This window comes from Gemmatimonadales bacterium (assembly GCA_030697825.1).
GTDB lineage: Bacteria > Gemmatimonadota > Gemmatimonadetes > Gemmatimonadales > JACORV01 > JACORV01.
In genome coordinates this window covers 1-9,243 of sequence record JAUYOW010000016.1, presented here as the reverse complement: position 1 = coordinate 9,243, position 9,243 = coordinate 1, and the positions used below count along the sequence as shown (strand labels likewise).

12 protein-coding genes are annotated in these 9,243 nt (G+C 67.3%); 6 read left to right on the top strand and 6 right to left on the bottom strand.

Annotated features, from left to right (window positions below):
* The 3 genes from Q8Q85_00760 to Q8Q85_00750 form a co-directional block, all read right to left on the bottom strand.
* Nucleotides 1–1,187: AAA family ATPase (locus Q8Q85_00760; protein MDP3772777.1), on the bottom strand; the 1,187-nt coding region annotated here is incomplete at its 3' end.
* A gap of 37 nt (nt 1,188–1,224) precedes the next feature.
* Nucleotides 1,225–2,004 (bottom strand): prepilin peptidase, encoded by a 780-nt coding sequence (locus tag Q8Q85_00755; GenBank protein ID MDP3772776.1) that lies wholly within the window; start codon nt 2,002–2,004, stop codon nt 1,225–1,227.
* Nucleotides 1,991–2,773 (bottom strand): RNA methyltransferase, encoded by a 783-nt coding sequence (locus Q8Q85_00750; GenBank protein ID MDP3772775.1) that lies wholly within the window; start codon nt 2,771–2,773, stop codon nt 1,991–1,993. Before Q8Q85_00750 ends, Q8Q85_00755 begins: the two co-directional genes overlap by 14 nt.
* On the opposite strand from Q8Q85_00750, the gene Q8Q85_00745 reads away from it, so the two are divergent.
* The 5 genes from Q8Q85_00745 (at nt 2,772) to Q8Q85_00725 (ending at nt 6,167) form a co-directional block, all read left to right on the top strand.
* A complete protein-coding gene (locus Q8Q85_00745) occupies nt 2,772–3,596 on the top strand; it encodes a M48 family metallopeptidase (GenBank protein MDP3772774.1) in 825 nt (274 codons plus the stop codon). The genes Q8Q85_00750 and Q8Q85_00745 overlap by 2 nt on opposite strands.
* The gene (gene thiD / locus Q8Q85_00740; GenBank protein MDP3772773.1) at nt 3,593–4,381 is read left to right on the top strand and encodes a bifunctional hydroxymethylpyrimidine kinase/phosphomethylpyrimidine kinase; all 789 of its coding nucleotides are present in this window, start codon (nt 3,593–3,595) and stop codon (nt 4,379–4,381) included. Before Q8Q85_00745 ends, thiD begins: the two co-directional genes overlap by 4 nt.
* A gap of 191 nt (nt 4,382–4,572) precedes the next feature.
* Nucleotides 4,573–4,938 (top strand): glyoxalase superfamily protein, encoded by a 366-nt coding sequence (locus tag Q8Q85_00735; protein MDP3772772.1) that lies wholly within the window; start codon nt 4,573–4,575, stop codon nt 4,936–4,938.
* A gap of 172 nt (nt 4,939–5,110) precedes the next feature.
* The gene (locus tag Q8Q85_00730) at nt 5,111–5,749 is read left to right on the top strand and encodes a class I SAM-dependent methyltransferase (protein MDP3772771.1); all 639 of its coding nucleotides are present in this window, start codon (nt 5,111–5,113) and stop codon (nt 5,747–5,749) included.
* 43 nt (nt 5,750–5,792) lie between these two features.
* The gene (locus Q8Q85_00725; GenBank protein ID MDP3772770.1) at nt 5,793–6,167 is read left to right on the top strand and encodes a DUF2784 domain-containing protein; all 375 of its coding nucleotides are present in this window, start codon (nt 5,793–5,795) and stop codon (nt 6,165–6,167) included.
* 419 nt (nt 6,168–6,586) lie between these two features.
* Here Q8Q85_00725 and arsB read toward each other — a convergent pair whose 3' ends face one another.
* The 3 genes from arsB to Q8Q85_00710 are packed head-to-tail and all read right to left on the bottom strand — an operon-like array spanning nt 6,587 to nt 8,973.
* Nucleotides 6,587–7,672: an ACR3 family arsenite efflux transporter gene (gene arsB / locus Q8Q85_00720; GenBank protein ID MDP3772769.1), complete on the bottom strand. Its 1,086-nt coding sequence runs from the start codon at nt 7,670–7,672 to the stop codon at nt 6,587–6,589.
* A gap of 40 nt (nt 7,673–7,712) precedes the next feature.
* Entirely contained in the window at nt 7,713–8,540 is an 828-nt protein-coding gene (locus Q8Q85_00715) for an arsenite methyltransferase (GenBank protein MDP3772768.1), read from the bottom strand.
* A gap of 49 nt (nt 8,541–8,589) precedes the next feature.
* Nucleotides 8,590–8,973, bottom strand: a complete 384-nt coding sequence (locus tag Q8Q85_00710) for a metalloregulator ArsR/SmtB family transcription factor (GenBank protein MDP3772767.1) — start codon at nt 8,971–8,973, stop codon at nt 8,590–8,592.
* Between Q8Q85_00710 and Q8Q85_00705 the strand changes: the two genes are divergently transcribed.
* Nucleotides 8,972–9,109 (top strand): hypothetical protein, encoded by a 138-nt coding sequence (locus Q8Q85_00705; protein MDP3772766.1) that lies wholly within the window; start codon nt 8,972–8,974, stop codon nt 9,107–9,109. The genes Q8Q85_00710 and Q8Q85_00705 overlap by 2 nt on opposite strands.
* Nucleotides 9,110–9,243: the final 134 nt, after the last annotated feature.

Sequence of the window (9,243 nt, the reverse complement as noted above, 5' to 3'; positions counted from 1 at the left end):
CTCACGGCCCGAGCCACGTCCGCGCCGCGCACCACGACGCCGAGCTGCTCGAGCCCGCGCCGCAGCTCCTGGTCGAGCCGATCCCGACGCTCGATCATCGTCTCCTTCGGCACCGCGCTCTTCGGCTCGGCCCGACCCGGCCGGCCGGCCGACGCTGCGGCGGCGTCTTTCCGTTCCGTCGTTCCGTCGTTCCGTCGTTCCGCATTCCCGAATATCCGATCGATCTCGGCCCCGATGCGCTCCAACGCGGGGCCGATCTCCCGCGCGAAAACGTCGATCGGGTCCTCTTCCGTCCGCCCCTCCGTCACCCCATCCAGCTTCTCTCCGCGAGCCAGCCTTCTGCGGATCGCCGCGTCAACGCGCCGCCGCTCGTTCACGACCTTCTCCAGCTCGGGCGGCAGCGTCGCGGTAGCCTGCGCGTGCGCGCACGCCTCGTCGAGCACGTCGATGGATTTGTCGGGCTGGGCGCGGTCGGTCACGAACTTGTCGGTGAGGACGAGCGCCGCCTGGAGCGCGTCATCCGCGATCGCCACGGCATGGTGGTGCTCCAGGCGCCGGCGGCGCGCCTTCAGCACTTCCATCGCCTCCTCGCCGGTAAGCTCGCGCACCAGGACCGGCTGGAAGCGGCGCTCGAGCGCCGGGTCCCCCTTGATCCACCGCTCGTACTCGGCCGCCGTCGTCGCGCCGATCACCCGCATGTCCTCGCGCACCAAAGCAGGCTTCAGCATGTTCGCCGCGTCCATCGCGACGCCCATCGCCGTGCCCTGCCCGATCAGGTTGTGCATCTCGTCCACGAAGAGGATCACGTCGGGGTCGTTCGACACCGCCTCGATGAGCCGCCGCACCCGCTCCTCGTACTGGCCGCGGTACATGGTGCCGGCGAGGAGTGCCACGTGATCCAGGGCGATGATGCGAACGTCGCGCAGCGCCGCCGGCACGTCTCCCGCGACGATGCGTTGCGCGAGCCCTTCCGCGAGCGCGGTCTTGCCGACGCCGGCCGCGCCCACCAGCGCGGGGTTGTGCTTGGTCTGCCGGAGCAGGATGTCGATGATGCGCGCGATCTCGGCGTCGCGGCACCGCACCGGCTCGAGGTCACCACGGCGGGCCGCGGCGTTGAGGTCGTTGCCGAAGCGGGCGAGGATGTCGCTCCCCGAGCCTTCGGTGGAGCCGGAAAGTGCGTCGGTCATAAGTGGGTCACCCTACCCCGCCCCTCGCATCGAGGTTTCATCGCCAGCCCACCGCGTGAAGGTACCAGTCCGAGAGCCGGTCGCCTGCCACGAGAGCAGCTACACCGCCCATCGCGAGGAACACCCCGAAGGGGACCTCGCGGAAGCGCTCGCGCCGGAGCAACGAAGGCAGGAAGACGAGGGTGCCGACGAGACTGCCGAGGAACAGGGTGAGCAGCACACCTCGCCAGCCGAGAAAGCTCCCCACCATCGCCATCATCTTGAGGTCGCCGCCGCCCATCGCGTCCCGCTTCGCCCACCACTTCCCTGCCACCCCCGCGGCCCACATCAGTCCGAAGCCGAGCGCGGCGCCGGCCAGCGACTGGACCGGCGAGAGCCCGTCCGGCGCCAGTGAAAGACCGATCCCCGCCCCGAGGCCTCCGAGTGAGAACTCGTCCGGGATGATCATGTGCTGCACGTCGGTGAGCAGGATCCCGATCAGCAGCGTCGTCAAGAGCGCCGCGCTGAGGGCCTCCACGGTCGGTCCGAGCCAGGCGATGCTGCCGGCCCACCCGCCGGCGACGACGAGCTCGACGATCGGGTAGCGGGCGCCGATGCGCGCCTTGCAGTGGCGGCACTTCCCGAGCAACAGCAGCCACGAGAGCACCGGCACGTTGTCGTACCAGGCGATCGGCGTCTGACACGACGGGCAGCGGGAGCGCGGATGGATGACGGACTCGTCGCGCGGCAGCCGGTATACGCACACGTTGAGGAAACTGCCGAGCAGCGATCCGAAGATGCCCGTGAAGACGATCAGCACCGGTTCAGCGAGAAGCACGCGTCAACTCGTAGAGGAGGATGCCAGCCGCGACGCCGGCGTTGAGCGACTCGGCGCCTCCCCGCATCGGGACCGCGACCCGCACGTGGTCCAGGGAGCGCCAGGAGTCCCGCACCCCATGCCCCTCACTGCCGATTACCAGGGCGATATCGTCGGTCGCCGCCTGCACCAGCTGGTCCACCGGCTCGCCGTCGGCGGACGCCACCCACAGCGCGAGATCGAGGATGCGGCGGAGCTCGTCGAATTCCGCGAACGTGCCGGCCACCACCGGATGCCGGAACACCGCCCCCATCGAGGCGCGGATCACCTTCGCGCTCCGCGGATCCGCGGTGCCGTCGAGCACTACCGTCATCCAGATGCCGAGCCCGTACGCGGTACGAATCATCGTGCCGACGTTGCCCGGGTCCTGTACGCCGTCGAGCACCAGCACGCGGAGCAGCCCGACGTCCATCCCGACGACGTCCGCGAGGCGGCCGGGCTCCCACTCTACCACCGCGAGCACGCCGCTCGGGGTCTCGGTGTCGGCGAGGGCGTCGAACTCCTTGCGGGCGGTGACCTGCGTCTCGATCCCTCGGGCGCCGGCGTCGGCGAGGACCGGCGCCGCCGTCGTGGCGGCCACGTCGTCGGCGGCCAGCACGGCCACCACCTTCGCGCCGCCGGCGAGCGCGTCGCCGACCAGGCGGAGCCCTTCGGCCACGACCAGACCCCGGCGCTCGCGCGCCTTGCGCCGTTGGATATCGCGTATCAGGGTGTGCAGATTACGGGTCATGCGCCTCGCAAGATACTGCGGGATCACCCTCTTCGCGGCCCTCCTGGCGTCCTGCGCCATCGGGGTGCGGCAGGAGATCGACCTGGGGCAGCGCTACGCGGCTCAGCTCGAGCGCGAGATGCCGATGGTCCACGTTCCGGCGATCCAGGCGGACCTCGACCTCATCACCGCCCGCCTCACGCCCTTCGCGCGGCGCCGGGAGATCGTTTATCGGTTTACGCTCGTCAACAGCGATGCCGTCAACGCGTTCGCGGTGCCCGGCGGGTACATCTACGTCACGCGCGCCCTCATCGAGAACGCCGCGAGCATGGACCAGCTGGCCGGCGTACTCGGTCACGAGATGGGACACGTCGAGCTGCGTCACTCGGCCAAGCAGATCGGGCGCGCGCAGGCGGCTGAGACAGGGATTGGCGTCGTGGGCGTGCTCCTCGGCCGGCAGCCAAACCAGGCGGTGCAGGCGGGAGTCAGCGTCGCCGGCCAGCTGGTGTTCGCGCGGTTCAGCCGCGACCAGGAGCGCGAGGCTGACGAGGTCGCCGTGGGCTACCTGACGGAAGCGGGGATCAATCCGGGCGGTCTCACCGGGATGTTCGAGACGCTGCAGTCGCTCGAGCGGAGCAGGCCGAGCGCCTTGGAGTCGTTCTTCGCCTCGCACCCGATGACAGCGGACCGCATGACCGAGGTCAACGCGCTCATCGCCCGGACGCCGGCGTCGCAGGCGCTGCTCGCGACCGGCACCCGCGACGCCCAGGAGTTCCAGCGGCTCAAGGCCGCGGTGCGGCAGCTCCCGCCCCCGCCCGACCGACGGCCCCAGACCCCGAAATGAACGTCGCCCTCACCATCGCCGGCTCGGACTCCGGCGGCGGCGCCGGTATCCAGGCCGACCTCAAGACCTTTCACCAGTTCGGGGTCTTCGGTACCACGGTCGTAACCGCAGTGACGGCTCAGAACACCGTGGGAGTGCGCTCGTGGGAAGCGCTGCCGGTCGTCCTCGTGGCCGATCAGCTGGACGCCGTGGCCGAGGACCTGCGGCCCGCGGCCGTGAAGAGCGGCATGCTCGGGTCGGCGGAGGTGACGCTGGCCGTTGCCTCCGGGCTGGAGCGTCATGGCCTCCCCAACTACGTGCTCGATCCGGTGATGATCGCCACTTCCGGCGACCGCCTGCTCCAGCGCGACGCCGAGCAGCTCATAGCCCTGCGCCTCGTCCCGCTGGCGGCGCTGGTCACGCCCAACCTCGACGAGGCGGCGACCCTGGTCGGGTTCGAGGTGGGCGACGTGGCGGCCATGGAGCGAGCCGCGCGGCGGCTGGTGGAGATGGGGGCCCGCGCCGCGCTCGTGAAGGGCGGACACCTGGCCGGCGATGAGGTCGTGGACGTCCTGCTGCTCGACGGCGAGATTCGCCGCTTCGCGCGACCGAGGCTGCCGACGAAGGGAACACACGGCACGGGCTGCACGCTTTCAGCCGCCATTGCCGCGGGGCTCGCGCTCGGCCGTCCGCTCGAGCGCGCCGTGGAGGACGCACTCGACTTCGTGCACCGCGCTATCGCCGCTGCGCCCGGCCTCGGCCGGGGGAGCTCACCGCTTAACCACTTCGTCGCCCCGCCCCGGTAGCGTCGGTCGCTTGCCAAGCCACTCGGGGCCCGAGGGGGCTTCGCCTCTGGCACCAGTATACATCACCACATACACTACCCGCACGAGCCGGAGGAGTGCTGGTGTCCCGGATGGTGCGAAAGCAGATCTACCTGCGGACCACGACAATGACGGCGCCCTGATGAACCGACCTTGGAGAATGGAGTCCGTTGATGAGCATCAGACGAGTTGTGCCGGACATCAAGTCCCACAATCTCGCCGAAAGCCGTGCGTTCTACGTTGATTTCCTGGGCTTGGAGCTGGCGATGGACATGGGGTTTGTCATGACGTTCGTATCGCCGAGCAATCCGACAGCCCAGATCAGCGTCGTGCGGGATGACGGTGGTTCAACGCTGCTGCCAGATGTGAGCGTCGAGGTCGCAGACGTCGATCAAGTGCACAAACGTGCCGTCGAACGCGGCCTCAAGATCGTCTATCCGCTCACTGACGAGCCATGGGGCGTTCGTCGCTTTTTCGTAGTCGATCCGAATGGAACCATTCTTAACGTTCTGAGCCATCTGCCTGCTGAATCGAAATGAAGACCCGTTAGCAGCAGTGACACTCTCGGGCGGGTTTGTGTCGGTGCGGGGCACATTCGAGCGGCCGTATAACATCCGAATGGAGCCGACGCGCCAGGCGGTCGGGTGCTATCCTGACACTGCGGCGCGCGGCTCATTCGGACCGTTAGGTGGCCCAGCGAGGTGATGCTAAGTGGGCCGATTGATCGCGGCGGTCTACGATCGACTCACGCAGGCCAGCGAAGCAGCCTGCCTCCAGCAGTGGCGGGCAGACTTGCTTCGCGACCTAGCGGGGCACGTGCTAGAGGTCGGGGCAGGTACCGGCCTCAACATTCCTCACTACCCTCGGGCAGTTGTTCGTCTGGTCCTGACCGATCCCGACGCTCACATGCGGCGCAAGCTCTCTCAGAAGGCCCGAGCGCACGACTGGGATCAAGCGGAGGTGCTGGACGCGTCTCTTGAGAAGCTCCCGCTGCCCAATGATGCGTTCGACGCGGTCGTCGGGACGCTGGTTCTATGCTCCGTTCCCCGCGTGGATCGCGCCCTCGCGGAGATCTATCGCGTCCTTAAGCCAGGCGGGCGGTTCGTGTTTCTTGAGCATGTAGCAGCTGAGGACCGGCCACGACGCCTGAGGTGGCAGCAGCTGGTGGAGCCGTTCTGGAAACGGCTGTCGGGCAACTGTCACCTGACGCGCCGAACCGCCGAGGCAATCGTGGCGGCGGGGTTGGCGATCGTGGACGTCCGACGCGAGAGCATGCGGAAGGCGTGGCCGCTCGTCAGGCCCACGATTCGGGGCGTGGCGGTCAAGACCTGGACCCGGCAGGTGTCTTGAACCTGTCGCCCGGGTATGAAAGAGAGTCCTTAGGGTAACTGCCATGCACTATCGGTCGCTCGCAGATGGCCTTGTCTTCCTGCACCTCGCCTTCGTCGGCTTCGTGGTGTTCGGCGCACTTCTTGTCACCCGCCGGCCGAGAGTAGCCTGGATCCATGTCCCTTGCGTTCTTTGGGGCGCGCTCATCGAGTTTGCTGGCTGGGTCTGCCCGCTGACCCCGCTAGAAAACCACTTCCGCGAGCTTGGTGGGCAAGCGGGGTACGCCCGGGGGTTTGTGGAACACTACCTGTTGCCGGTGCTCTACCCACAAGGTCTAACCCGGGCCGCGCAGGTGCTGCTCGGCATCCTGGTGCTCGGGCTCAACGGCGCGGTGTACGGCCGCTTGATCCTACGCCGCCGCTTGGGCGGCACCGGCTAACTTGCGCGGTCCGTTATGCGTTCCAGAAAGTGACTTCTCACGATGCCAGCACGTGACGCGCAGAGGACCTGGTTTCCGGAGATGGTTGCCACCCTTCGCGCCCAGTGGAACGCCTCGATGCCAATCCCGGAATTGATCGAGCTATGCCATCGGCTCGACGCGATGCTTCAGGGAATTCGTTCGAAGCGGGGAATCGCGCCACCGCTGATGCACTGCTCGAAATGCCAAACGACGACCCGAGCTTCGCAGCCAAGGGTCTCGGTTCGTGCGCTGATCCTCACCTTGGGTCGCTTTGAGATCGCATCGGTCGAGGAAGTGCGGGAATTGGAGCGGTCCTGGAAGAGGTACCGTCGTGATCGACAGCTCGACCGGTACGGCATGGAGGCTTGACGCATACCATGCGGGTGAACCACCGCGCCTCACCCTGAGGCGGCGGCCTCGACGCCATAGAAGCGGCGGCCGAAGTACAGTGCGACGTTGACGAGCCCGATCAGCACCGGAACCTCGACGAGCGGACCGATGACCGCGGCGAGAGCAGCACCATGGTGGATGCCGAAGGTGGCCACCGCGACCGCGATGGCGAGCTCGAAGTTGTTCGATGCCGCGGTGAAGGACAGCGCCGTGGCCTGGCGGTAGGTTGCGCCAACCTTCTTGCTCATGAAGAAGGAGAGGAAGAACATCAGCACGAAGTAGATGAGCAGCGGGATGGCGATCCGCACGACATCCAGCGGGAGCTGCACGATCTTCTCGCCTTGGAGCGAGAACAACACCACGATGGTGAAGAGCAGCGCGACGAGCGTGATCGGGCTGATCTTCGGAATGAACTTGGTGTGGTACCACTCCTTGTTCTTGAGCTCGATCAGCGAGAACCGCGTGATCACGCCGGCGATAAACGGGATACCGAGGTAGATGAAGACGCTCTTGGCGAGCTCGCCGATGGTGACGTTGACCGCCACGCCCTTGAGGCCGAACCAGGCCGGCAGGATGGTGATGAAGACGTAGGCGTAGACCGAGTAGAGGAACACCTGGAAGATCGCGTTGACGGCGACCAGGCCCGCGCAGTACTCGGTGTCGCCCTTCGCCAGCTCGTTCCAGACGATGACCATGGCGATGCAGCGGGCGAGACCGACCATGATCAGGCCGACCATGTACTCGGGCTGGTCGTGCAGGAAGATGACAGCCAAGCCGAACATCAGGATCGGGCCGATGACCCAGTTCTGGACGAGCGAAAGTCCCAGCACCTTGGTGTTGCGGAAGACGGGGCCCATCTCCTCGTAGCGCACCTTGGCCAGCGGCGGGTACATCATCAGGATGAGCCCGATGGCGATCGGGATGGAGGTTGTCCCGACGTTGAACTGGTTGATGAACGGGACGATGCCCGGAAACAGGTAGCCGGCACCAACCCCCACCGCCATGGCGGTGAAGATCCAGAGCGTGAGGAACCGGTCCAAAGTGGACAGCCGGCTTGCTACGGCTGCTGGGGCGGGAGCCGGTGGGGCCGTCACTGCTCCGCTCCGATCGCGCGCACCCGTTGGACCAGCCCGGTCATGGGCCGCCTGCCGGAGGCTTCACCGCCCGCACAAACGCGCTCATGAACTTTTCGTCCACCTGCGTGGCCAGCGCCGCGTCCGCCAGACCCGCCTCGTCCAGGAACGCCCTCGCATCCGCCGCCCGATAGACGCGCGTGGGCTCGATCCCCACGTCCCGGAAACCCACCTCCTCCATCAACGAGCGGTACTCCCTCTCCTCGAGCGCCCCCGCCACGCACCCGATCCACAGCTCCACGCTGCGTCGGATCTCAGCCGGCATGTCGCCCCGCACCACGATGTCCGACACCGCGAAGCGGCCGCCGGGCTTCAGCACCCGGAACGCCTCCGCCAGCACGCGGCGCTTGTCGGCCGAGAGGTTGATGACGCAGTTGGAGATGATGACGTCCACCGACGCGTCGGGAAGCGGGATCGCTTCGATCTCTCCCGTGAGGAACTCGACATTCGTGATGCCGGCCTTGAGCTGGTTCTCCCGAGCGAACTCCAGCATCTCGGCCGTCATGTCCAGCCCGTACGCCTTGCCGGTCGGACCGACCCGCTGGGCCGAGAGCAGCACGTCGATGCCGCCGCCGGAGCCCAGGTCCAGCACCGTCTCACCCGCCCGCAGTTCGGCTAACGCCGTGGGGTTCCCGCAGCCCAGAGAAGCCAGTACCGCCTCGGCAGGCAGGCCGGCCCTCTCGCCCTCGTCGTAGAGGTCCGACGTGATCGGGTTCCACCGCTCATCGGTCCCGCCGCAGCACGTTGAACCACAGCACGCGCTCTCGCCCTCGGCAACGCGTCGCGCCGCCGCGCCGTACTTCTCCTTGACCGCTTCCTTGATGCCCATCTGACCCTCCAATGAATTGATGTTGTTCGATATACTCGATCAAAAAAACTCAACTCAGCTCAGATAGCCCATCGCCTATCCGCTGGCGCAGCCGGTCCAGGGCCTCGCGCCTGACGTAGTAATAGGCCCAGAGACCGCGCCGCTCGCTCTCCACCAACCCCGCCTCCCGCAGCAGCCTCAGGTGGTGCGACACCGTCGGCTGCTTCACCGGCACCGCGGCCTCCAGGTCGCAGACGCAGACCTTGCCGGCGCTGTGCGCGAGAAGGTTCAGGAGCTGGAGACGCACCGGATGGCCGAGGACGGCTAGATCCTCCGCTAGGCGGCCGGCCGCCTTGACTCCGACCGTCGGCCGAGCGCCGGGATCGCAGCATCGCTCGCCCAGCTTCCGCTCCTCCAGCACCGCCAACTTCAGGCGACCCATCTGCATTGACATGCGTCAATATAGCTGTGCACCGCTCCCGCGCAAGAGACCTGACGCCGAGGGGCACGGTTACATGCCGTCGCTGGACGGGCTGGCGGCGTACGAGGCGGCGAACGGGACGGTGAAAGGGCTGGACCGGGCGCTATAGCGCGCGCACGATCCCGCGGATGAGCCGCGCGAGGTCTTCCTTCACCCGGTCCGCCGCCTCGAGCACCTCCTGGTGCGACAGTTTCCCGCCGAGGCCGGCCGCCGGATTGGTGATCGTAGAGATGCCGATGCAGC